Source organism: Lutibacter oceani (genome assembly GCF_003384935.1).
Taxonomy (GTDB): Bacteria; Bacteroidota; Bacteroidia; order Flavobacteriales; family Flavobacteriaceae; genus Lutibacter; species Lutibacter oceani.
Genome location: NZ_QTTQ01000012.1, coordinates 235579 through 258352 on the forward strand (window position 1 = coordinate 235579; position 22774 = coordinate 258352).

Annotated in this window: 25 protein-coding genes; 19 read left to right on the plus strand and 6 right to left on the minus strand. The window is 29.6% G+C overall.

From position 1 onward, the window contains the following. Positions 1-10 precede the first annotated feature (10 nt). Positions 11-1048 carry an alkaline phosphatase D family protein gene (locus BX611_RS13990; protein WP_115882455.1) on the plus strand — a complete coding sequence of 346 codons (1038 nt, stop codon included), beginning with the start codon at positions 11-13 and terminating at the stop codon, positions 1046-1048. A gap of 67 nt (positions 1049-1115) precedes the next feature. After that, complete coding sequence (locus BX611_RS13995; protein WP_115882457.1) at positions 1116-1535, plus strand: nucleoside-diphosphate kinase; 420 nt, start codon at positions 1116-1118, stop codon at positions 1533-1535. A 51-nt stretch (positions 1536-1586) separates the two neighbouring features. On the opposite strand, the gene BX611_RS14000 is transcribed toward BX611_RS13995, so the two are convergent. Next, positions 1587-1883: a DUF721 domain-containing protein gene (locus BX611_RS14000; protein WP_115882459.1), complete on the minus strand. Its 297-nt coding sequence runs from the start codon at positions 1881-1883 to the stop codon at positions 1587-1589. Further along, the gene (gene recF / locus BX611_RS14005; protein ID WP_115882461.1) at positions 1883-2962 is read right to left on the minus strand and encodes a DNA replication/repair protein RecF; all 1080 of its coding nucleotides are present in this window, start codon (positions 2960-2962) and stop codon (positions 1883-1885) included. Before recF ends, BX611_RS14000 begins: the two co-directional genes overlap by 1 nt. Positions 2963-3074: 112 nt before the next feature. Between recF and BX611_RS14010 the strand changes: the two genes are divergently transcribed. From BX611_RS14010 to BX611_RS14050, 9 genes are all read left to right on the plus strand, one after another. Beyond that, complete coding sequence (locus BX611_RS14010; protein ID WP_115882463.1) at positions 3075-3839, plus strand: tetratricopeptide repeat protein; 765 nt, start codon at positions 3075-3077, stop codon at positions 3837-3839. A gap of 6 nt (positions 3840-3845) precedes the next feature. Further along, the gene (gene ribH / locus BX611_RS14015) at positions 3846-4325 is read left to right on the plus strand and encodes a 6,7-dimethyl-8-ribityllumazine synthase (protein WP_115882465.1); all 480 of its coding nucleotides are present in this window, start codon (positions 3846-3848) and stop codon (positions 4323-4325) included. 78 nt (positions 4326-4403) lie between these two features. Further along, the gene (locus BX611_RS14020) at positions 4404-4694 is read left to right on the plus strand and encodes a hypothetical protein (protein WP_115882467.1); all 291 of its coding nucleotides are present in this window, start codon (positions 4404-4406) and stop codon (positions 4692-4694) included. After that, entirely contained in the window at positions 4694-6511 is a 1818-nt protein-coding gene (mutL, locus tag BX611_RS14025; protein WP_115882469.1) for a DNA mismatch repair endonuclease MutL, read from the plus strand. Before BX611_RS14020 ends, mutL begins: the two co-directional genes overlap by 1 nt. A 20-nt stretch (positions 6512-6531) precedes the next feature. Next, positions 6532-7266 (plus strand): rhomboid family intramembrane serine protease, encoded by a 735-nt coding sequence (locus BX611_RS14030; protein WP_115882471.1) that lies wholly within the window; start codon positions 6532-6534, stop codon positions 7264-7266. 1 nt (position 7267) lies between these two features. Beyond that, positions 7268-8101 carry a rhomboid family protein gene (locus BX611_RS14035; protein WP_115882671.1) on the plus strand — a complete coding sequence of 278 codons (834 nt, stop codon included), beginning with the start codon at positions 7268-7270 and terminating at the stop codon, positions 8099-8101. Positions 8102-8104: 3 nt separating this feature from the next. Further along, on the plus strand, positions 8105-9124 hold the full coding sequence (locus tag BX611_RS14040; RefSeq protein ID WP_115882473.1) for an endonuclease/exonuclease/phosphatase family protein: 1020 nt from the start codon (positions 8105-8107) through the stop codon (positions 9122-9124). A 65-nt stretch (positions 9125-9189) separates the two neighbouring features. Beyond that, positions 9190-11316 (plus strand): S9 family peptidase, encoded by a 2127-nt coding sequence (locus BX611_RS14045; RefSeq protein ID WP_115882475.1) that lies wholly within the window; start codon positions 9190-9192, stop codon positions 11314-11316. 54 nt (positions 11317-11370) lie between these two features. Then, entirely contained in the window at positions 11371-12156 is a 786-nt protein-coding gene (locus BX611_RS14050) for an aldose 1-epimerase (RefSeq protein WP_115882477.1), read from the plus strand. On the opposite strand, the gene BX611_RS14055 is transcribed toward BX611_RS14050, so the two are convergent. Then, positions 12143-13747, minus strand: coding sequence for an ABC transporter substrate-binding protein (locus BX611_RS14055; RefSeq protein ID WP_115882479.1), 1605 nt, complete (start codon positions 13745-13747; stop codon positions 12143-12145). The two genes, BX611_RS14050 and BX611_RS14055, sit on opposite strands and share 14 nt — an antisense overlap. Beyond that, complete coding sequence (locus BX611_RS14060; protein WP_115882481.1) at positions 13731-14048, minus strand: antibiotic biosynthesis monooxygenase family protein; 318 nt, start codon at positions 14046-14048, stop codon at positions 13731-13733. Before BX611_RS14060 ends, BX611_RS14055 begins: the two co-directional genes overlap by 17 nt. Positions 14049-14096: 48 nt before the next feature. On the opposite strand from BX611_RS14060, the gene mtaB reads away from it, so the two are divergent. The 8 genes from mtaB (at position 14097) to BX611_RS14100 (ending at position 20120) form a co-directional block, all read left to right on the plus strand. Further along, positions 14097-15434: a tRNA (N(6)-L-threonylcarbamoyladenosine(37)-C(2))-methylthiotransferase MtaB gene (gene mtaB, locus BX611_RS14065; protein WP_115882483.1), complete on the plus strand. Its 1338-nt coding sequence runs from the start codon at positions 14097-14099 to the stop codon at positions 15432-15434. A 14-nt stretch (positions 15435-15448) separates the two neighbouring features. Further along, positions 15449-16090, plus strand: a complete 642-nt coding sequence (locus BX611_RS14070) for a MarC family protein (protein ID WP_115882485.1) — start codon at positions 15449-15451, stop codon at positions 16088-16090. Beyond that, positions 16090-16749, plus strand: coding sequence for an alpha/beta hydrolase family protein (locus tag BX611_RS14075; protein ID WP_115882487.1), 660 nt, complete (start codon positions 16090-16092; stop codon positions 16747-16749). Before BX611_RS14070 ends, BX611_RS14075 begins: the two co-directional genes overlap by 1 nt. Positions 16750-16823: 74 nt before the next feature. After that, positions 16824-17759, plus strand: a complete 936-nt coding sequence (locus BX611_RS14080) for a lytic transglycosylase domain-containing protein (protein WP_115882489.1) — start codon at positions 16824-16826, stop codon at positions 17757-17759. A gap of 1 nt (position 17760) precedes the next feature. After that, complete coding sequence (locus BX611_RS14085; protein ID WP_317047905.1) at positions 17761-18144, plus strand: sulfite exporter TauE/SafE family protein; 384 nt, start codon at positions 17761-17763, stop codon at positions 18142-18144. A gap of 90 nt (positions 18145-18234) precedes the next feature. Next, on the plus strand, positions 18235-19158 hold the full coding sequence (locus BX611_RS14090) for a sterol desaturase family protein (RefSeq protein ID WP_115882491.1): 924 nt from the start codon (positions 18235-18237) through the stop codon (positions 19156-19158). 55 nt (positions 19159-19213) lie between these two features. Continuing rightward, a complete protein-coding gene (locus BX611_RS14095; protein WP_115882494.1) occupies positions 19214-19822 on the plus strand; it encodes a hypothetical protein in 609 nt (202 codons plus the stop codon). Between the two features lie 37 nt (positions 19823-19859). After that, positions 19860-20120, plus strand: coding sequence for a DUF1456 family protein (locus tag BX611_RS14100; protein ID WP_115882496.1), 261 nt, complete (start codon positions 19860-19862; stop codon positions 20118-20120). 14 nt (positions 20121-20134) lie between these two features. Here BX611_RS14100 and BX611_RS14105 read toward each other — a convergent pair whose 3' ends face one another. Together BX611_RS14105 and BX611_RS14110 are read right to left on the minus strand one after the other, a co-directional pair. Further along, positions 20135-21070, minus strand: coding sequence for an NAD(P)H-dependent flavin oxidoreductase (locus tag BX611_RS14105; protein ID WP_115882498.1), 936 nt, complete (start codon positions 21068-21070; stop codon positions 20135-20137). A gap of 4 nt (positions 21071-21074) precedes the next feature. After that, entirely contained in the window at positions 21075-22763 is a 1689-nt protein-coding gene (locus BX611_RS14110) for a S8 family serine peptidase (protein WP_181897252.1), read from the minus strand. Positions 22764-22774: the final 11 nt, after the last annotated feature.

The following is a 22774-nucleotide window of genomic DNA, read 5'->3' on the forward strand; positions in this document are numbered from 1 at the left end:
AAATTATAAAATGAATTATTTTAAACATCTATTACTGCTCTTGATAATAACTTTAGCAAGCTGCAAAACTGAACAAAAAACAAAAAATATAGCTTCCGAAGAAATAACAAGCGATTTTATAATTGCATTTGGTTCTTGTAACAATCAAAATTTAAACAATAATTTATGGGAGGAAATATTAAAAAACAATCCTAATATCTGGATTTGGGGAGGAGATGTTATTTATTCTGACACGGAAGACATGAGTTATTTAAAAAAAAATTATGAACTTCAAAAAAGTAATAAAGCCTATTTAAATTTTACAAAAAACATTGAAATACTTGAAACCTGGGATGATCATGAATATGGTTTAAACGATGGTGGAGAAGAATATTCAAAAAAAGAAGAATCACAAAAAATTTTCTTAGATTTTTATGATGTACCTAATAACGATGAAAGAAGAAAACGCACAGGTGTTTATTATGCCAAAGATTATACTATTAATAACCACCAACTTAAAGTTATTTTACTAGACACTCGTTATTTTAGAACTAAACTTACACCAGACACAAAAACTAAAAAAAGGTATAAACCTAACAAGTATGGAGAAGGAACAATGTTAGGAAAAACACAATGGGATTGGTTAAAAAAACAACTTGAAAATTCTACTGCCGATTTTAATATTATAGTAAGCAGTATCCAGTTTTTGTCAGCCGAACATGGTTTTGAGTGCTGGGGTAATATGCCCCATGAAATTGATAAATTAGAAAATCTTCTTAAAACTACGAAGGCAAAAAATACAATTATTCTTTCAGGAGATCGTCATATTTCTGAAATATCAAAAAAAGAAATTAAAGACTTAAAATATCCGTTAATTGATTTTACATCAAGCGGCCTTACACATTCTTATACAGGTTTTACAGCAGAGTCAAATAAATACAGGGTAAGTAATGTTGTATCAAAAAAGAGTTTTGGTTTATTAAAATTTGATTTCAAAAACAGTAAGGTAAATATGGAAATGAGAGGTGAAAATAATAAACTTTATGAAGCTTTTATTCAAAAATATTAGCTCATAATCTAATTTTAATAGGAAAACAGTATATTTGCCACGATTTTTTAAATTTAAGAAACATAAAATGGTAACAAACAGAACATTTACAATGCTAAAACCTGATTCTATTGAAAAAGGAAACATTGGAGCAATATTAGAAAAAATAAATGCTGCAGGTTTTAAAATTGTAGCATTAAAAATGACACAATTAAGTGTAGCTGATGCTAAAGAATTTTATGCGGTTCATAACCAACGTCCTTTTTTTGGTGAATTAGTTCAATATATGACACGTGGACCAATTGTAGCTGCAGTTTTAGAAAAAGAAAATGCAGTTGAAGATTTTAGAGTGTTAATAGGAGCTACAAATCCTGCTGAAGCTGCTGAAGGAACAATAAGAAAAATTTATGCTGAATCTATGAGTATTAACGCTGTTCATGGTTCTGATAGTAATGAAAATGCTGCTATTGAAAGTAATTTTCACTTTTCAGGAAGAGAAATGTTTTAAAAAACATTAAAAATAACTTAAAAAAAACCGCTCTAGAGCGGTTTTTTTTTATTAACACAATACTATTTTTGAAATAAGTGACTCTCCTAATTCCTCATTCATCATTTTAATTATTTTCTCTTTTCCGTAACTCAATTCTTCGCGTAATACAGAAGATTTTAATTTTACAATTAACGTTTTACCTTGTAATTCAATATTATTTGTATAAGATACAACCCCATTTCCCATAAGTTTTGCCCAAGCATCTTTAACCGACAATTGATGCATTCCCTTGGTAAGTTTATTCTCCTTTATTACATCTTTCATTAAATCTTGAATTGAATAAAATTCGTTTTGTCTTTTAGCCATTATAATTTAAATATTTTATAGGATTGCTGTGTTCGTTTTACAACTTCTTCTGTACGTTCTTCGTGCGTATCACTTATAAATAATTGTCCAAAATAATCATTATTAACCAAACCAATTAATTGCTCAACACGTGAATCGTCTAATTTATCAAAAATATCATCCAACAATAAAATTGGTTTTACGTTTGATTGCGACTTAATAAAATCGAATTGCGCTAATTTTAAGGCAATTAAGAATGATTTCTGTTGACCTTGAGAACCAAACTTCTTAACAGGATAACCGTCAATTTCAAAGGTTAAATCATCTTTATGCACACCAACACTGGTATATTGTAAAACACGATCTCGTTCTAAATTTTTTTCAAATAACTTAAGTAAATCTTCATCTTGAAGCTGTGTTTTGTAATACATATTTACTTGTTCCTTACTATTTGAAATGGCTTCATATCTTTTTTTAAAAATAGGAATAAATGCCTCTAAAAAAGCGGTTCTTTTTTCAAAAATAACAGTCCCATAATTCAATAATTGTTCATCATAAACCTTCAAATTTATGGCATCAAAAGTTCTGTTTGCTGCAAAATATTTTAATAATGAGTTTCGTTGCGCTAAAACTTTATTATACTTTAATATTGTTAAAAGGTAATTTTTATCTGATTGCGATATTACATTATCAACAAATTTTCTTCGGGTATCACTTCCTTCAATAATTAAATCTCTGTCAGCAGGAGAAATAATAACTAAAGGTAAATAGCCAATATGATCTGAAAATTTTTCATAAGCTTTACCATTTCTTTTAAGCACTTTTTTATTTCCACGCTTTAAACTACAAATTACAGTATCTAATTTTTCAGCTAATTGATACTCTCCTTGAATCATAAAAAAGTCTTGTTGATGCCTTATATTTTGAACCGCAACCGGATTAAAGTAACTTTTAGCAAAAGATAAATAATAAATTGCATCTAATACATTGGTTTTTCCAACACCATTATTACCAACAAAACAATTAATTTTATCCTCAAAATCAAAGGTTTGCGATTCGAAATTTTTAAAATTTACTAAAGTAATTTTTTGTAAATGCATCTAATTTGTATGAAACTTTAAAATTATTCAAAATAAATGAAAATTTAGGCACAATTGCATTTTTACTTTCCAATTAAAAATTCTATTTTTGCGCCTACAAATTTAACAACAAATGGCAACATATAAAAAGAAAGGGAGTAAAGCAAATAAAGCTCAAAATTCTGTAGAGAATCATTCTACAACTGCTGAAGTATTTAATACCTTAGATGAAACTGCATCAAGATCAGAACAGTTTATAATAAAACACCAAAAAATTATTTTTATAATTTTAGGGTTAGTGGTTGCTTCAATTTTAGGTTATTTAGCTTACCAGAAATTTGTAAAAGGACCTCAAGAAAAAGTAGCTGCTGATGAATTAGCTTTTCCAAAAGCTTATTTTGAAGATGCATTAACTAATTCTGTAGCAGTAGATTCACTATTAACTTTAGGTTTAAACGGTGCTGATGGAAAATATGGTTTTGTAGATATTTCCAGTGAATATAGCGGTACAAAAGCAGGAAATTTAGCTAATTATTATGCTGGTATTTCTTACTTAAAATTAAAAAATTATAAAGAAGCAATTAATTATTTGGAAGATTTTTCTTCTGAAGATGAATTGTTAGGACCAACTGCAAAAGGTGCAATTGGAGATGCTTTTGCTGATATCAACCAACCAGAAGATGCGTTAGATTATTATTTAAAAGCAGCAAATTTAAGAGATAATAATTTTTCTACTCCACTTTACTTGTTTAAAGCAGCAAATACTGCAATGGACATAGAAAAATTCGATAAAGCCTTAGAACTTTTTAACAGAATTAAAAAAGAATATCCAAATTCACAAGAAGCAAAAAATATTGATATTTATATTAATAAAGCGAAATTTGCATCTAAAAACTAAGTTGTAATGGCAACAACTAATTTATCTTATTACGATAAAGCTACAATCCCAAATGCGAAAAATTTTCGATTTGGGATTGTTGTTTCTGAATGGAACGCTGACATTACAGATAATTTATATTTAGGAGCAAAACAAGCGCTGTTAGAAAATGGTGCTTCTGAAAGCAACATTATAAAATGGGATGTTCCAGGTAGTTTTGAGCTGATTTACGGTTGTAAAAAAATGATTGAAACTCAAAAATTGAATGCCATTATTGCTATTGGGAATGTTATACAAGGTGAAACAAAACATTTTGATTTTGTGTGTGACGGTGTTACGCAAGGCATAAAAGATTTGAATATTAAATACGATGTTCCTATAATTTTTTGTGTTTTAACCGATAATAACAAACAACAATCTCTAGACCGTTCTGGTGGAAAACACGGTAATAAAGGTATAGAAAGCGCTATTGCAGCAATAAAAATGGCAGCTTTAAGAGAGTTTTAACACGCTACTTTTTTAAAAAACTTGACCACAACTTTATAATTCAGTATTTTTGAGGATTACTGTATAACTTATATATTTATGTTTGGTAAATTATTTAAACCTCGTTCGCATTATGTTTTTGACTATAAACCTCGTTATTATGACGAGCGCAAAGAACGTTTGCAAAAATTAGAGGATAAATATCACGGTAATAAAGAAGATAATGACGGTGCACCAAGAATTACTTTATCAAAAAATAATTTAAAAAACGATTGGGTTAAAAATAAAAGAAGTGCTACTGATAAAGCTTCAAACTTAAGATTGGCAATTATTATTGCTATTTTAGTTGGTATTGTTGCCTATATTTTTGAACTACACAAATTATTTTAATGTCGGATATTATTCAGCTTTTACCTGATCACGTTGCAAATCAAATTGCAGCAGGAGAAGTCGTTCAGCGGCCTGCATCTGTTGTAAAAGAATTACTGGAAAATGCAATTGATGCCAATGCTACTGATATTAAATTAATAATTAAAGAAGCTGGTAAAATTTTAATTCAGGTTATAGATAATGGCAAAGGAATGAGCCAAACCGATGCGCGGTTGAGTTTTGAACGCCACGCAACTTCCAAAATTAAAAAAGCTGAAGATTTATTTAATTTACATACCAAAGGTTTTAGAGGAGAAGCATTGGCTTCAATAGCCGCTATTGCTCATGTAGATTTAAAAACAAAACAAGCAGCAACTGATTTAGGTACCTATATAAAAATTGAAGGAAGTACAATTATTTCTCAAGAAAACACTGCTACTTCAAATGGAACTTCAATTGCGGTTAAAAATTTATTTTATAATATTCCTGCACGAAGAAATTTTTTAAAATCTAACACTATTGAAACACGTCATATTGTAAATGAGTTTCAACGTGTGGCCTTAGCGCATCCACAAATTTCATTTACATTTTATCATAATGAAAATGAAATTTACAATTTAATCTCAAGTAATTTACGTCAACGAATAGTAGCTATTTTAGGTAAAAAAACAAATGAAAAATTAGTGCCAATAAAAGAAGTAACTGATGTTGTAGAAATAAACGGATTTGTAACAAAACCAGAATTTGCTAAGAAAAAAAGAGGAGAACAATTCTTTTTTGTAAATGATCGGTTTATTAAAAATGCATATTTAAATCATGCTGTTACAAGTGCATTTGAAAGTTTACTTTCTGGAGGCTATTATCCTACCTATTTTTTATTTCTGAAAGTTCCAACAAAAAGTATAGATATAAACATTCATCCAACCAAAACTGAAATTAAATTTGACGATGAAAAAACCTTGTACGCAATTTTACGCTCCACAATAAAACATAGTTTAGGACAATATAATGTTGCCCCTGTGCTTGATTTTGAAAGGAGTGCATCATTTGATACTCCATATGGTTATAAAGATAAAAAATCTACTACTCCAAGAGTACAAGTAGATCCAAATTTTAACCCTTTTAAAAGCGAAGAACAGCGATCAATACAATTTCCTTATAAACGTGAAAAAACTGCACAATGGGAAAGTTTATATACCGGTTTAGACATTCAAAATATTGAAGTTGAATCGGAAACTGTAAATACTTCATTATTTTCAGAAGAAAAACCAAATAGTAAAACCTATCAAATTCATAATAAATACATAGTAAGTAGTATAAAATCTGGTATTGTTTATATCAATCAGCATTTAGCACATCAACGTGTATTGTATGAAGAATTTTTAGAAAATATTACCGTTAAAGAAGCAATGAGTCAACAATTATTGTTTCCTTTAGAAATTTCTTTTAGTAAATCTGATATTTCATTAATAAAAGAAATTAAAGAAGATTTAGAAAGTGTTGGTTTTTTATTTGATAGTATTTTAGATGATACTATTGTGGTTAAAGGAATACCTGTAAATATTACAGAAAGCCAAATAACAATAATAATAGAACAATTATTAGAAGATATTAAAAATGATATTCCGGATGCAAGTTTTAGTCAGTTAGATATTATGGCTAAAAGTTTGGCTAAAAGTTTAGCTATAAAAACAGGTAGTAAATTAGATTTAAAGGAACAAGAAGAATTGGTAAATAAACTATTTTCTTGTAAACAACCTGATTTATCTCCGTTTGGAAAAACTACCTTTGTAACAATAAATATTGATGAAATTGATAAAAAGTTTAACAATTATTAATTTGTATTCTAATTAAAATTATGGGAAGAATTACCGAAGCTGTTAAGCACCTTATAATAATAAATGTTATTTTATTTATTGCACCTCAACTTATTCAAGGTTTTGATTTGCAAAGTATGTTTGCTCTTTATTTTCCAGAAAATCCAAAATTTGGGTTTTGGCAATTTGCTACACATATGTTTATGCATGGTGGCTTTTCACATATCTTATTTAATATGTATGGTTTATGGGCATTTGGAACTCCTTTGGAGCAAATGTGGGGAAGAAATAAATTTCTGTTTTTTTACCTTTCTGCAGGTTTAGGTGCAGGGGTTATTTATACATTGGTAAATTATTACCAGTTTAATGGTGTTTACAATCAGCTTATAAATATTGGCTTGTCAACGGGTGAGATTCAAAATATTTTAACAACTGGAAGCTACAACAATCTAATTTTGGAAACAGTTTCAGAAGCAAAATTAAATGAGTTTTACGCAACCTACCATACACCTGCTGTTGGAGCATCAGGTGCCATATACGGAATTTTAGTTGCGTTTGGACTTAGTTTTCCAAATGCTAAATTAGCATTGATATTTTTCCCTGTTCCAATTTCAGCAAAGTATTTTATTCCTGCTATAATTTTGGGAGATTTATTCTTTGGAATGACAAAATACTCTGTTGGAAATGTAGCTCATTTTGCACACGTTGGTGGTGCCTTAATCGGATTTTTAATTGCTTGGTATTGGAAACAAAACCAATTTAAACGCTGGAATTAAATTGAATATAGTAAACGACATAAAACAGGCTTTTAACAAGGCAAATAGTGTAGAAAAAATAATTTACGTAAACGTATTTTTATTTTTAGTTACCGTTATATTTACTAAATTTAGTATTCAGTGGCTTGCTTTACCTACAAGTTTTGATAGTTTTTTGTATAAACCTTGGACATTAATTTCATATGCATTTGTTCACGAAAGGTTATTTCATGTATTATCTAATCTTTTAATTCTTTATTATATAGGAAATCTATTCTTAGATTTCTTCACAAAAAAACAATTTTTAAATTTTTATTTTTTAGGTGCAATTGTTGGTGCAATTGTTTTTTTAACCTACAATTATATTGCAACTAAAAGTGGTGCTCCATTAGGCGGAGCTTCAGCTGCAGTTACTACAATTTTTGTTGCTATTGCCACTAAAATACCTCGATATTCTTTGCAATTACGTTTTATTGGTAGTGTTGAATTATGGGTTTTAGCTGCAATTTGGGTAGCTTTAAGTATTTTGCAGTTAGCAAATCCAGATAATGGTGGTGCAATTGCACATTTAAGCGGGGCAATTTTTGGATTTATTTACGTAAAACAATTAGAAAAAGGAAATGATATTGGTAAATGGTTTGAAAGTATTGTTAATTTCTTTACAAATTTAGCTAAGCCAAAAAAGAAATCGCCCTTAAAAACTGTTTATAAATCTAAAAGCAGCACTTCAAAAAATGAAGTAAATAAAACCAGACAACGTAAAATTGACGATATTTTAGACAAAATAAGTAAGTCTGGTTATGAAAGTTTAACCCAAGAAGAAAAAGATTTTTTATTTAGAGCTGGGAAAAAATAAGAAATGAAAAAATTATCAATACTAGATAAATTATTATTTTTTGTCAATTCCCTTTTGGCAACACTACTACTAGTCTCATATTTAGGATATTTTATTTCACCCAATATATTTGCATTCTTTTCATTCTTAAGCCTTACAATTCCTTTTTCAATTATACTCAATTTGATTTTTATTGTTTACTGGGTTTTAAAATTAAAGAAACAATTTTTACTTTCAACAATTGTATTGCTAATTGGATATCAATATATTACAAAATTTTACAGTTTATCAGAGAAAAAAGTATTGCTTACAGAAGATGCAAAATTAATGAGTTATAATGTGAGAATGTTTAACTTGTATAATTGGATTGATGAAGAAAACATTGATCAAAAAATATTTGATTTTATTAAAGAAAAATCACCTGATATTTTATGTATTCAAGAGTTTCATCCTTCAAAAAAACTAAACCTTAACTATCCGTATAAATATGTTAAGATAAGAACCAATCAAAATAATTTTGGGCATGCAATTTTTTCAAAATACAAAATTATAAATTCAGGTTCTCTAAATTTTTCCAACAGTAGCAATAATGCAATTTTTGTAGATTTAATTAAAAATAACGATACCATTAGAGTTTATAATATTCACTTAGAATCATTAAAAATCAATCCGAAAGAAGAAACCTTAACGCAAAAAAATTCTGAAAAATTAAAATTAAGAGTCGAAAATGCCTTTAAAAAACAAGCAAATCAAGCTAAATTAATTATACAGCATCAAGAAAAAATTAACCACAAATCAATTATTTGCGGCGATTTTAACAACAATGCTTTCTCTTGGGTTTATAATCAATTAAAAAAGGGTAAAAATGATGCTTTTGAAATTGCAGGAAAAGGTTTTGGAACAACGTTTTATTATAAATTTCCTTTTAGAATAGATTTTATATTTACTGATGAAAAAATTGAGGTGAATAATTACAAAACTTATGACGTAAAATATTCTGATCATTTTCCTATTATGGCCCGTCTAAATTTTGAAACAAACTGATAAACATCAGTTGAAAAATCCTTTAAATAATTAACTTTACCATTTATAACAAATACCATTTTCCAATGAAAAAAATAATTTCGTTTTTATTTATTTGCACATTTATTTTAGGATATTCACAACAAAAAGAATTAACCATTGAAGATGCTGTATTGGGCTATTATAAAGGTCTATATCCTGCATCATTAACAAGCCTACAATGGGTTGAAAATTCCACTAATTATATTTTTCAAAAGGAAAACGAATTCGTTTTTACGGATGCTAAAACTAATAAAATTGTAAAAAAAATTACTTTAGAAGCACTTCAAAAACAATATCTTACCCTAAAAAAACTACCACGTTTACAAGAAATTAATTCATCTTCTTTAACTTTTAGAAACGGAAATTCAATAGAAGTATTCAATTATATAACAAACTCAAAAAGCAATACAATTACTTTTGATGAACATGCTAATAACAGTGAATTTAATTCCAAAGCAAAAGCAATTGCTTATACAATAGACAATAATTTATTTATTGCCAATGCTACAAATCCAAAAATTGCAGTTACCAAAATTGAAGATAAAAATATAGTTTCCGGGCAAGCCATTCACAGAAGTGAATTTGGGATAGTAAAAGGTACTTTTTGGAGTCCTGAAGGAAATTATTTAGCTTTTTATCAAAAAGATGAAACTAACGTTAGCGATTATCCATTGGTTGATATTAACACCTACCCTGCTACTTTAAAAAATATAAAATACCCAATGGCAGGCCAAGGGAGTGAAATGGCTAAAATTGGTATTTTTAATTTAAAAACACAATCCACAATTTACCTTGATATTGATACTTCAGATGAACATTATTTAACAAATTTATCGTGGACTCCAGATGAAAAACATGTGTTAGTTGCTGAAATCAACAGGGGTCAAAATCACGTTTGGTACAACAGTTATAGTGTTGAAACCGGTAAAAAAGTAACTACTTTATTTGAAGAAACCAGCGATAAATGGACTGAACCAGAATTTGATGCTGTGTTTTTACCAAAAAGCACCACAAACTTTTTATGGTTTAGTGAACGAGGTGGTTTTATGAATTTGTACCAATATACAACCGAAGGTAAATTGGTAAAACAATTAACAAAATTTAATTGGGTTGTTACTGAAATCTTAGGTTTTGACGCTTCAGCAAAAAATGTATTTATTACAGGAACAGGGGTTGATGCCAGAGAATCTCATACTTTTAAAGTAAATTTAAAAACGGGTAAATACACCAAACTAACTGCAGAAAATGGAACTCATTATACACAATTAAGTTCCAATGGAACTTATTTAATTGATAGTTACAGCAACTTAAATACGCCAAGAAAAACAAGTATTATAACTACAAAAAAAGGTAAATCTACTGTTATTTATACAGCTGAAAATCCATTAAAAGAGTACAATTTAGGTACAACTGAATTTGTAACTTTAAAAGGGAATGATGGAACGGATTTATACACACGCATAATTAAACCTGCTAACTTTGATGCTTCAAAAAAATACCCAGTTTTAATTTATGTGTATGGTGGGCCACATGCTCAAATGGTTACAAACTCCTGGTTGGGAGGAGCTAGCCTTTGGATGACTGCTTTTTCAACTTTAGAAGACTATATTATTTTTACTTTAGACAATAGAGGATCTGCAAACAGAGGTTTTGCCTTTGAAAGTATTATTCACCGTAATTTAGGTGATGCTGAAATTGAAGATCAATTAACAGGTGTTGATTATTTAAAATCTTTAAACTATGTGGATAGTAACAGAATTGCAGTAAATGGCTGGAGTTATGGTGGTTTTATGACAACTAGTTTAATGTTGCGTAATCCTGGTGTATTTACTACAGCTGTTGCAGGCGGACCCGTTATAGATTGGAAATATTACGAAGTAATGTATGGTGAACGTTATATGGATACACCACAAGAAAACCCTGAAGGTTATGAAAAAACAAAAGTCGCCAATTATATTAAAGATTTAGATGGTAAAATGTTAATTATTCACGGAAGTGTGGATCCTGTTGTAGTTCCACAACATAGCATGACTTTATTACAAGAAGCTGTAAAACAAAAAACACAAATAGATTTTTTCACTTATCCAATGCATGAACATAATGTACGAGGTGTTGATAGAGTTCATTTAGTAACAAAAATGATGAATTATATTGTTGAAAATAATAAATAAATTCTCATCACCCTGAATTTTCGATTTCTTAACTTCTAACTTAACTAAAAATAAATGATTTTAATAAGCACAGATAAAAATTCTATTGTAAAAATTGAAAAAGGTGAATTAATCAGTTACCAAAAAAATGGAGAAGAATTAATGCACCAAAAAGGAAACCCGGGTTGGAGAAATTCTGATACAGAAATGTTTCCAATTATTGGCCCAACTGAAGCCAACAATTTTAGTGTAGTAACTCCAAAAGGAAATTACAGCCAAGATCAGCATGGGCTTTTAAGAGAATTACATTATACTGCTAAAAATCAAACAGAAAACTCTTGCACTTTTATAAAAAAATATACAGCATATACTGCCGTTGAAAATTCAAAATATCCTGAGAAATCTTCTGCCAGGTTACTTTCTTGGCCTTATAATTTTTCATTCAAAAAAAGTTTTGAGCTAACAAATACATCATTAAAAATTACTTTTGAAGTTATCGCAGAAAAAGGAATGCCTTTTATGTTGGGATATCATCCTGCATTTATGCTAAACGGTAATTTAGATGAACTTGTAAAAACTGAAACAAAAGAAGTTACCATACCAGAAATTATGGAAGGTGGTGATACAGCATACCCCGTTTTAAATACCTCTGAAATTTCATTGCTTAAAAAAACGGGGTTCAATATTAAGATCAAAACTAGAGGTTTTAATAATTTTATGTTATGGACACCTGTTAAAAATATGCTGTGTATTGAGCCAATTACTGCGTATCCATATACTGGAGGTGAAATGCTCGCAAAAGAATTATTTAATATTTCTAAAGAATCAGATATTTTTAAAGTTGAACTTATTCCTTCTTAACCTTTTTTAAATCCAACAAATTAACAGGGTTTATACCTAAACCTTTAACATTTTTTTGTGTAAACCGTACCACCTCATCATAATACAAAGGAATTACTGCGGCAGACTCCATAACCAAACTATCCATTTTCTGGTATAGTTTATGTCGTTCTTTATTATTTGTTATTGTAATTGAATGTTCATACAAACTATCAAATTCTTTGGAACTATAATGCGTATAATTGGGTCCATTCGGTGAAAAATTCTTACTATGAAAAATAAACAAATAATTTTCAGCATCGGGATAATCTGCTACCCAACTTCCTCTAAAAATACTTAATTTACCTTGAACCTTTGTTTGTCTTAATGTTGATGGAGGCATTACATCAATGTTTACATTTAATCCTGTTTTTTCAACCTCTCGCTGAATATATTCACACAAATCTAAATATTGACTGTTGGTGCTTATAGTAACTGACGGATTTAAATTTCCAGTTTCTTCTATATATTCCTGAACTAATTGTTTGGCCTTTTCAGGTTGGTATGTATAACCTTTCATTTCATTAAAACTAGGCAATCCTTTAGGAATAAAACCATTAACTGCTGGAGTTCCAATGCCGTTTCGTAAATACAGAATCATTTTTTCACGGTTAAAACCATAATTTAGTGCTTTTCTAATTTTAATAGCATGTACTTCTTTTTCTGCTGCATCTAAATAAATACCTAAATACTCTGTATTTAAATAAGGGCTACTAATCATATTTATTTTATCCTGGTAATGCTCTTTAAGCTTTCCATCTGTTGTTAATAAATCATCTTTAAAAGACGCATCAATACTGCTCATAAAATCAATATTACCTTGTACAAATTGCAAAAATTCACTTTGTTTATCTGGCAAAAAAGTAATAGCCACAGCTTCTAAATAAGGTAAATTTTGTCCATTTTCATCTTTTTCATAATAACTATGGTTTTTACGAAAAACCAATTTGGTATTTTCAACCCACAATTTAAACTGAAAAGGTCCGGTACCTATTGGGTTTGCTCTAAATTTATCTCCAAAATATTCCACTGCTTCTTTTGGAATAACCGAACAATATTTCATACTCATTAAACTTAAAAACGGTGGAAACGGTTGCTTTAAATTAATCACAAAAGTACTGTCGTTTTTAGCTTCAAATTTTTCAACAAATTCTAATACCCATTTTCCTGGTGAAGTAACTTCTGGATCAACTAATCTATTAAAACTATATTCAAAATCATTAGCAGTAACCGTTCGTGTAGAATCTTTACCAAATAAAATATGTTTATGAAATTTAATACCTTTTTTTAATATGAACTCGTATGTTTTTCCTTTATTTGAAATTGTCCAAGATTTGGCAATATCTGGATGCACTTCCAATTTTTCATCCAGTTGTACCAAACCATTAAATAATTGATTTGTAACCCAAATAGTTCGTAAATCTTTTGCAAAAGCAGGATCTAAAGTTGTAATATTTGCGTGTTCATTATACCTAAAAACCTGTAAATCTCTTTTTTTAATTGCTTCATCAGTACAAGAAACCAACAACAGCCAACTAACAGCCAACAAGCAAATACTACTTTTCAAACCCATAATCTCGCTCTACTTTACAAATTCTAAGCTGGTATTTTTTATACCAAAGTGTTCTTCCTTTTTCTCGTGCCAATGTGTGTTCTGCATTGTTTTTCCAATTTAAAATAGCTTCTAAACTTTCCCAATATGATACTGTAATTCCCACATCATTTCTAGCCGATTCCATTCCTAAATAGCCTTTTTGAAGTTTCGCCAATGCTTCCATTTTTTCAGCTGTTTCCAAATAACCCTCATCAATGTCTGTTCGTAAGGCAGAAAAAACAACTGCGTAATAGGGTGGTTTTGGTGTATTTGCAATCATATTATAAAAATAAAATTCTGTACTTTTGCACTCGATAAATGTACAAGAATGAGCGCACAAAAAAAAGTCGCATTTTATACACTTGGGTGTAAACTAAATTTTTCCGAAACTTCAACCATTTCAAGGAGCTTCCAAAACGAAGGTTTTAAACGTGTTGAATTTGAGGAAAAAGCTGATATATACGTAATTAACACGTGTTCTGTAACCGATAATGCCGATAAACGATTTAAATCTATTGTAAAAGCTGCTTTAAAGAAAAATGAAAAAGCTTTTTTAATTGCTATTGGCTGTTATGCACAATTAAAACCCGAAGAATTAGCCGCTGTTGATGGTGTAGATTTGGTGTTGGGTGCTACTGAAAAATTTAAAGTTACGGACTATATAAATGACCTTTCAAAAAACGACATGGGAACTATTCATTCCTGTGAAATTGAAGAAGCTGATTTTTATGTAGGTTCTTATTCCATTGGAGATAGAACCCGTGCCTTTTTAAAAGTTCAAGATGGTTGCGATTATAAATGTACCTATTGTACAATTCCATTAGCCAGGGGAATTTCAAGGAGCGATGCATTAGAAAATGTATTGAAAAATGCCAAAGAAATTTCAGAAAAAGGCATTAAAGAAATTGTGCTTACAGGTGTAAATATTGGTGATTACGGTAAAGGTGAATTTGGAAATAAAAAACATGAACACACGTTTTTTGAATTGGTAGAAGCATTAGATAAAGTTGAAGGAATTCATCGTTTACGGATTTCTTCTATTGAACCCAATTTATTGAAAAATGAAACCATTGAATTTGTGGCAAACTCTAACAGTTTTGTACCGCATTTTCATATTCCTTTACAAACTGGAAGCGATTCTTTATTAAAACTAATGAAACGCCGTTACTTAAAAGAAACTTATACAAATAGAGTTGCGGCAATTAAAAAAGTAATGCCAAATGCTTGTATTGGTGTTGATGTAATTGTTGGTTTTCCGGGTGAAACTGATGAATTATTTTTAGAAACTTACAATTATTTAAACGAATTGGACATTTCTTATTTACACGTTTTTACATATTCTGAAAGGCCAAATACAGAAGCTGCTGAAATGGAAGGTATCGTATCAAAAAATGTACGAGCTAAACGTAGTAAAATGCTAAGAGGTTTGTCTGTTAAAAAACGGAGAGCTTTTTATGAAAGTCAATTAGGAAATGAATTAACGGTGCTTTTTGAAAGTGAAAATAAAGAAGGTTATATTCATGGCTTTACAGAAAATTATGTAAAAGTAAAAACGCCTTGGAATCCTGACTTGGTAAATACATTGCACCCTATTAAATTAACAACTATAGATGAAGATGGAATTGTGCGCTTTGATTGGATTAAAGTTCCTACTTTTGTTCAATAACTTAAAAAACGCAAATGACTGAATTATATACATACGGACTTCTGGTATTTACATCATTTTTTACGTTGATAAATCCTTTAGGAACTATGCCTATATTTATGTCAATGACCTCAACATTAGATAAGCAACGTAGAAAACAAACTGCTAAAAAAGCAACTTTAGTGGCGTTTTTTACCATTTTAGCTTTCGCTTTTTCAGGTCAAATTTTATTCGATTTCTTTGGTATTTCTGTTAATAGTTTTAGAATAGTTGGTGGTGTTATTTTCTTTGCTATGGGTTGGGATATGCTACAAGCTAGGTTAGGAAATATAAAACATGCAGATAACGAAGAAAAAATTGATGCGTATATTGAAGATATTTCTATTACTCCATTAGCAATTCCTATGATTTGTGGTCCTGGAGCTATTACAAATGCCATTATTTTAATGGAAGATGCAGGAACAATTTCACAAAAAACAGTTTTAATTACTGTTATTGCTTTTGTATTATTACTAACGTATTTAATTTTAGTTGGAGCAAGTAAAATTACAGACAAACTTGGTTCAACTGGTAATAAAGTAATGATGCGTTTAATGGGATTAATAGTTATGGTAATTGCAGTTGAATTTTTCTTTAGTGGTTTAAAACCCATTGTTTTAGGTATGATCCATCCATAATGAATAGTAAAACACATATTTATTTTGTTCCTGGCTTAGCTGCAAGTTCAAAAATTTTTGAATACTTAAAATTACCAAAAGAAACCTTTGAACTTCATTTTTTAGAATGGTTAATGCCCTTATCTGAAAACGAAAAAATTGAGGATTACGCAAAAAGAATGGCTCAATTAGTTCGTGAAGAAAATCCTGTTTTAATTGGAGTGTCTTTTGGTGGCATTATGGTTCAGGAAATGAGTAAACACTTAAACGCAAAAAAAATAATTTTAATTTCTAGTGTTAAAAACAGAAATGAATTACCAAAACGCTTAAAGGTTATTCAAAAAACATGGGTTTATAAATTGTTTCCATCCAAATCCATAAATAATATTGAAGATTTCTCAAAATACGCATTTGGTGATTTTGCTAAAAAACGTGTAAAATTATATAAAGAATATTTGTCGGTTAGAAATTCCAACTACTTAAATTGGGCCATTTACAATGTGCTACATTGGAAACAGAAAAAAACTTTAAAAAATATTATTCATATCCACGGAACTGAAGACCACGTTTTCCCAATTAAACACATAAAAAATTGTATTTCTATTGATAAAGGTACGCATGTTATGATTTTAAATAAAGCGAACACTATTAGTAAAATAATTACACAGGTCTTAAATTAATTGTTAAAATCTTAATTTTTTATTGCCAATTCAAATAAATTTGTACATTAAGAAAATGTTTAATAAATGCTATTATGAAAAATACTATTAAAATTTTAAGCTTAATTACCATAATTATGGTGAGTTCATTATTAATTTTTGCTACAAAAAATAATAGTGAAAATGAAGAAAAGGTAAAAACTACACTCAACGAAAGTGATAAAAACACAAGTGAAACCTATCAAATAAAAGCATTAAAAATACCCTCAAATTTAAATTTTGCCGGTGAAAAAATCCCCTTAGAAAAAGCCGATATTAGAGAACGTATAGATCGTGAATTATTGGTAAATACTTATTGGCAGTCTAACGGATTACTTTTATTTAAAAGAGCCAATAAATACTTCCCAATTATTGAACCAATTTTGAAAAAAAATGGTGTTCCAGACGATTTTAAATATTTAGCAGTTATTGAAAGTGGTTTGCAGAATGTAACTTCACCAGCTGGAGCAAAAGGGTTTTGGCAAATAATGAGTGGCACTGCTAGGGAAAACGGATTGGAAGTAAATTCTAATGTTGATGAACGCTATCATTTAGAAAAAGCAACACAAGTAGCCTGTAATTATTTAAATGCTGCTAAAGAACGTTTTGGAAATTGGACTATGGCAGCAGCAGCCTATAATGCCGGAAATGCAGGTATATCTAGAAAAATTGATGCTCAAAAAGTAACCGATTATTATGATTTACTTTTAAATGAAGAAACAAAAAGATATTTACCTAGAATTGTTGCCGTAAAAGAAATATTATCCAATCCAACTAAGTATGGATTTATTTTTGAAGATGAAGATTTATATTATTTAAAACCAACCCGATTTATAGAAGTTGATACAGCTATAACAGATATTGCCCTCTTTTCAAAGAATTTAGGAATAAATTATAATATTCTAAAAATACACAATCCTTGGTTACGTGAAAATAAATTGAACAACAAATCACGAAAATTGTATCAAATTAAAATTCCTTCAGAAATCTAATATGAAAATGACTTTAACTACAATTATTACCTTAATTATTATTGGTTTACTAGCAGGAATTTTAAGTGGTTTAGTTGGTGTTGGGGGTGGAATTATAATGGTACCGCTATTTGTTTTATTTTTAGGCTTAACACAACACAATGCACAAGGCTTAAGTTTGGCCGTAATGTTACCTCCTGTAACTTTTTTAGCAGTTTATAATTACCATACTACTGGAGACGGTGGTAATATAGACTGGAGAGTTGCTGTAATTGTTTCTGCCTTATTTATAATAGGTGGCTTTATTGGCTCTAAAATAGCACTGCAAATTGATCAACGAATGCTTAAAAGAATTTTTGGAGTTTTTATGTTGATTGTTGCAATTAAATTAATTTTCACAAAATAAATTTTAAGTAAAAAGGTTTTAAGTAGTAAATAGTAAAAGGTTTATTAAAAATATGCCTATATTCCCCTTTTTAAAATTTAAAACCAACAAATGGATTTCACCAACCCATTAGTGTATGGAGTTCCTTGCTTCTTAGCACTAATTTTACTTGAACTTACTTATAGCAAAAGTCACGATAAAAAAAACTTATATGAATGGAAAGATTTAGGAGCTAGTTTATTTATGGGAATTGGATCAGCAGTAATTGCTCCTTTAATAAAAACCATTTCTGCAATTGTAATTTTCAATTTCACTTTTGAACTTTTTAATCCTGAAATTAACGGAATTCGTACTAATATTTTAGGATGGGAATCTTTTGGATACGCTTGGTATATCTGGATAGCTTGTCAGATCTTAGATGACTTTACGTATTACTGGTTTCACAGACAAAACCATATGGTACGCTTTTTATGGGCTGCACATATTGTACACCATTCATCAGATAATTTTAATTTAGGTACGGCAGTGCGTAATGGATGGTTTACAATTTTATACAAACCTTTATTTTATATGTGGTTACCTGCTTTAGGTTTTAGACCCGAAATGGTAGTTGTTTGTTTAGGAATCGAAGCATTATGGCAATTTCAATTACATTCAGTTTATATTCCAAAAATGGGCTTTCTCGAGAAAATATTTAATACGCATACAATGCACCAAGTTCACCACGCAAAAAATGTAGAATATATGGATAAAAATCATGGAGGTTTTTTAAATATATTCGATAAAATATTTGGTACTTGGAAAGAATTAGATGATTCTGTTGATGTTCAGTATGGAGTAACCCATGCACCAAATTCTTATAATCCGTGGGTAATTCTTACTCATGAATACAAAGATATTTGGAATGATACAAAAAAATCTAAAAATTGGATGCATAAATTTATGTATACATTTGGCCCTCCTGGTTGGAGCCATGATTTAAGTACACAAACCGTAAAACAAATGCAATTAGAACTTAAACAAGAAAAGATTTGATTTAAATTATAAAATAATTTTTTACTTTTGACACTACTAACTAAAAACTACTATGATGAAAAAAATTAGTTTTATTTTATTGCTTTTATTTTGCACAATTACAATTGCCCAAGAAAAAAAAGACATCAATCCTTTTAGGATTGGAGTAAAAATTGGTACGCCAAACGTATTAGGTGGAAACTTAGAGTTTGTGACTCCTATTTTAAATAATAGAATAGCTCTTTTTATAGATTATTCTGGTTTTACAATTAAGGAAGATGAATCAAAAATTGCATTGAAATATTTTGAAGCAGGTACAAACATCTATTTTAAAAGTAGTGGCAAAGGTTTGTATTCATCTTTATCGTATGGAAAACTAAATCTAGATGGAAACTATACCGATGCAGAAACAATTAATGGCACTCAATATGACGGAAAAGCAGAAGGAAATATTTCAGTGAGTACATTAAATGCAAAACTTGGAGCTAAATTAGGTAGTAAATTTTATTTTAGAATTGAAGCAGGATATGGTTTTGGTGATATTCCCCAACAAATTGAAATAACTGGAACCGAAAGTGGTACGGGTATTACTAAAACAGATTATGTTGATGTCCCTAGTGATATTCCTGGTTTAAACGAAAACGGATATTTGTTATTTAATATAGGTTTTGGTATTTCTATATAATTTTAAAACTTTAAATAACTTAATAAATCAATAAAATATGGGATTATCTAATAATGACGTTTTTAAAAAATTGCGTGTAGCTCATAAATTAAGAGATACTGATATTATAAAAATTTGTGAATTGGTTGATTTTAAAGTTAGTAAAAGTGAACTCGGTGCCATTTTTAGAAGTGAAGATCATCCAAAATATATGGAATGTGGAGATCAATTTTTACGCAACTTTTTAAACGGTTTAATTATTCATTTAAGAGGCCCAATGCCTCCAAAAGGAGCTAAACCAATTGAAAAAAAGAAATAAAAATTTAATAATTTTTAGCAAAAAGACTTTTTAATACTCTTATATTCTTCAATAATTTCTTGAACAATTTCAGCGGCTGGTTTTATCTCATGTATTAAACCAGCTATTTGACCTATTTCCAATTCGCCGTTTTCTAAATAGCCTTCAAACATTCCTTTTTTAGCTCTTGCCCTACCTAATTTTTCTTTTAGCTGTTCAACTGAAGGGTTTAGTTTGTATAACTCCTGCAACTCATTGTAAAATTTGTTTTTTATTAACCTAACTGGTGCTAATTCTTTTAACGTTAAATGTGTATCTCCGTCTTGTGCTTTTACAACTTCTTTTTTAAAATTAATATGTGCAGAAGACTCTTCACTCGCTACAAATCTACTTCCAACCTGAACACCATCTGCACCCAAAACCATTGCTGCTAACATTCCTCTTCCTGAAGCTATACCTCCTGCAGCGATTACAGGAATTTTTAATTTTTCTTTAACCATAGGAATTAAGGTAAATGTAGTTGTTTCTTCTCTCCCATTATGGCCTCCAGCTTCAAAACCTTCTGCAACAACAGCATCAACACCTGCTTCCTGTGACTTCAATGCAAATTTTACACTACTTACTACATGAACAACGGTAATTCCATTTTGTTTTAAAAAAGGAGTCCACGTTTTCGGATTCCCTGCTGAAGTAACTACAATTTTAACGCCTTCATCAACAATTATTTGCATTATTTCCTCAATATTAGGATATAACATTGGTACATTTACTCCAAATGGTTTTTTTGTAGCTTTTTTACATTTTTGAATGTGCTCATGCAACACCTCTGGATACATAGAACCTGCACCAATTAAACCTAAACCACCTGCATTACTAACAGCTGAAGCTAACCTCCAACCACTATTCCATATCATACCAGCCTGAATTAATGGGTATTTTATATTAAAAAGTTTTGTAATACTATTTTCCATTTATTTAATTTTTAAGTATTTTAAACGTTTTAATTTCATTATTGAATTCAATTTGAATAAAATACAATCCTTTTGTTAAAAAAGAAAGATTTGCTATTGGACTACTTTTTAAAATTTTAGTTTGACACCTATTTTTTCCTAATACATTATAAACTGAAATCTTCATTTCGGAAATAGTTTTGGGAAAATTAAAACGTATTACATTTGTTACTGGGTTTGGATAAAATAAAACTTCATCATTTTTAACTTCTAAATTTTCAATTTCAAGAGCATCAAAAATTGTTACAAAATTAGGAATCCCATATCCAAATTGATAATCTATTGTTGGAATTGCTGCCGTTGAAGTTGCATACAAATGTGCGGACTCTCTTACTAATTGTGTAATTTCAGTATTTGTTTTATTTGGAAACGCTTGCCATAAACATGTAACAACACCTGCTAAAACTGGTGAAGAAAAAGAAGTGCCATTTGCAGCGGCAACATTACCAGAGCTATTTATTATATAAGTTCCTTGTCCTTGAGCACAAACATCTGGCTTTATTCTTCCATCAAAGGTTGGTCCAAAAGAACTAAATGAGGCAATATCTCCTAATGAATTTACAGCCCCAACAGTTAAAATTGAAGGCCCATCAGCCGGTGCGTTTATGTAAGGCCAAACGGGATCATTACCTTCATTTCCTGCCGAATTAACAATTATCATTCCCCTAGAGAAAGCAATTTCAGCACCTCTTGTAATAAAAGCAGTTTGTCCATCCATGTCACTATATTCATAATTATGAGCTGGATTATCAAAAAAAACAGAATAACCTAGGGAAGTATTTATCACGTCAACGCCTAAACTATCTGCCTTTTCAGCTGCTTCAACCCACAAGCTTTCTTCTAATTTTACTTCAACTGGTGCATTTTCTGTTCTGAATAAATAATAACTAGCATCAGGTGCAGTACCCACAAAATTAGTAGTTGCTCCATCCACACCATTTTCTAAATAACCTGCAATTGTTGATAAAACAGAAGTTCCGTGAGAATCACCTGCATAAAAATTAGTGCTTCTATTAACAAAATCATAACCCCCTAAAATTTGACCATTGTCTCGAATTCTTTTAAAAGCTAAAAAATTATCTACGTTTGGAAATCCTGCATCCATAACTGCAATTTGCATTCCTGTACCTGTAAAATTATTTTGGTGCAAGGTATCTCCACCCAACATAACAATTTGGTTTTCAGCATTTCCATAATTAAAATTAGTAGTAATTTCTAGCTGTTTATTTTTTAATTTAGATACTTTATTTAGTTTATTTTCGGGTTTTGAACTATTTAAACTTGTATTGGCGTATTCAATGGAATCAACAAAAAAATTGCCTGCCAAATCTAAATTTAATAACGCATCAATATTTACCTGTGTACCTTGAATATGTAATGCATTTAACCATTTAGATTTTGCCAAAACAATAATTCCTGCACTATTTTTAACTGCTGTAATATAAACGGACTCAATAGGAATATCATTATAATCCAGTGGAATGCTAAAACGTGTTCTTCTATCCAACGCACGTTGACTTAACATATTTAATGGTGTGGAATAATATGAAGTTTCACTTGGCTTGTCTTTAAAATATACCCAAGCATCTTCAACCTGTGAAAATGTAGTTGAAAATGAACATATTAATAAAAAGGTAAGTATATATTTTTTCAAGCTTCAAATAA

Bases quoted from the DNA above. Each gene is read 5' to 3' on its own strand.
- BX611_RS13990 (WP_115882455.1), top strand. From the start codon at position 11: ATGAATTATTTTAAACATCTATTACTGCTCTTGATAATAACTTTAGCA.
- BX611_RS13995 (WP_115882457.1), top strand. From the start codon at position 1,116: ATGGTAACAAACAGAACATTTACAATGCTAAAACCTGATTCTATTGAA.
- BX611_RS14000 (WP_115882459.1), bottom strand. From the start codon at position 1,883: ATGGCTAAAAGACAAAACGAATTTTATTCAATTCAAGATTTAATGAAA.
- recF (WP_115882461.1), bottom strand. From the start codon at position 2,962: ATGCATTTACAAAAAATTACTTTAGTAAATTTTAAAAATTTCGAATCG.
- BX611_RS14010 (WP_115882463.1), top strand. From the start codon at position 3,075: ATGGCAACATATAAAAAGAAAGGGAGTAAAGCAAATAAAGCTCAAAAT.
- ribH (WP_115882465.1), top strand. From the start codon at position 3,846: ATGGCAACAACTAATTTATCTTATTACGATAAAGCTACAATCCCAAAT.
- BX611_RS14020 (WP_115882467.1), top strand. From the start codon at position 4,404: ATGTTTGGTAAATTATTTAAACCTCGTTCGCATTATGTTTTTGACTAT.
- mutL (WP_115882469.1), top strand. From the start codon at position 4,694: ATGTCGGATATTATTCAGCTTTTACCTGATCACGTTGCAAATCAAATT.
- BX611_RS14030 (WP_115882471.1), top strand. From the start codon at position 6,532: ATGGGAAGAATTACCGAAGCTGTTAAGCACCTTATAATAATAAATGTT.
- BX611_RS14040 (WP_115882473.1), top strand. From the start codon at position 8,105: ATGAAAAAATTATCAATACTAGATAAATTATTATTTTTTGTCAATTCC.
- BX611_RS14045 (WP_115882475.1), top strand. From the start codon at position 9,190: ATGAAAAAAATAATTTCGTTTTTATTTATTTGCACATTTATTTTAGGA.
- BX611_RS14050 (WP_115882477.1), top strand. From the start codon at position 11,371: ATGATTTTAATAAGCACAGATAAAAATTCTATTGTAAAAATTGAAAAA.
- BX611_RS14055 (WP_115882479.1), bottom strand. From the start codon at position 13,747: ATGGGTTTGAAAAGTAGTATTTGCTTGTTGGCTGTTAGTTGGCTGTTG.
- BX611_RS14060 (WP_115882481.1), bottom strand. From the start codon at position 14,048: ATGATTGCAAATACACCAAAACCACCCTATTACGCAGTTGTTTTTTCT.
- mtaB (WP_115882483.1), top strand. From the start codon at position 14,097: ATGAGCGCACAAAAAAAAGTCGCATTTTATACACTTGGGTGTAAACTA.
- BX611_RS14070 (WP_115882485.1), top strand. From the start codon at position 15,449: ATGACTGAATTATATACATACGGACTTCTGGTATTTACATCATTTTTT.
- BX611_RS14075 (WP_115882487.1), top strand. From the start codon at position 16,090: ATGAATAGTAAAACACATATTTATTTTGTTCCTGGCTTAGCTGCAAGT.
- BX611_RS14080 (WP_115882489.1), top strand. From the start codon at position 16,824: ATGAAAAATACTATTAAAATTTTAAGCTTAATTACCATAATTATGGTG.
- BX611_RS14085 (WP_317047905.1), top strand. From the start codon at position 17,761: ATGAAAATGACTTTAACTACAATTATTACCTTAATTATTATTGGTTTA.
- BX611_RS14090 (WP_115882491.1), top strand. From the start codon at position 18,235: ATGGATTTCACCAACCCATTAGTGTATGGAGTTCCTTGCTTCTTAGCA.
- BX611_RS14095 (WP_115882494.1), top strand. From the start codon at position 19,214: ATGAAAAAAATTAGTTTTATTTTATTGCTTTTATTTTGCACAATTACA.
- BX611_RS14100 (WP_115882496.1), top strand. From the start codon at position 19,860: ATGGGATTATCTAATAATGACGTTTTTAAAAAATTGCGTGTAGCTCAT.
- BX611_RS14105 (WP_115882498.1), bottom strand. From the start codon at position 21,070: ATGGAAAATAGTATTACAAAACTTTTTAATATAAAATACCCATTAATT.